The 305-nt window shown below is 75.1% G+C and carries 1 protein-coding gene; it reads left to right on the top strand.

Features of this window, described 5'->3' with window-relative positions:
- The coding region (locus tag ACLWS4_RS38400; RefSeq protein ID WP_416876627.1) for a penicillin acylase family protein at nt 1–305 on the top strand (305 nt) is incomplete at both ends.

The raw sequence follows: 305 nt of genomic DNA, 5'->3' as shown, positions 1-305 counted from the left end.
CGGTCCTCGGCGGCCACGGCGGCAACGTCGACAGCATCACGGCGGCCCAGCCGCCCACGGCGAACTCCTCGCAGGCGAAGGCCGATCCGCGGGCCGTGATCCGCGCGGTCGAGCAGCACGCCGCCGACGCCTCGATGGGCTCGAACGCGGTCGCGTTCCGCGGCGACACCACGGCGAACGGCCGCGGCCTGCTGCTCGGCAACCCGCACTACCCCTGGCAGGGCGGGCGCCGCTTCTGGCAGTCGCACCAGACGATCCCGGGGCAACTGGACGTCGCGGGCGGCTCGTTGCTCGGTCTGCCGACG

Source organism: Kitasatospora sp. SC0581 (assembly GCF_048159585.1).
Taxonomy (GTDB): Bacteria; Actinomycetota; Actinomycetes; order Streptomycetales; family Streptomycetaceae; genus Kitasatospora.
Note: the sequence above shows the minus strand (reverse complement) of the source record. Positions and strands in the feature narration are given on the sequence as shown.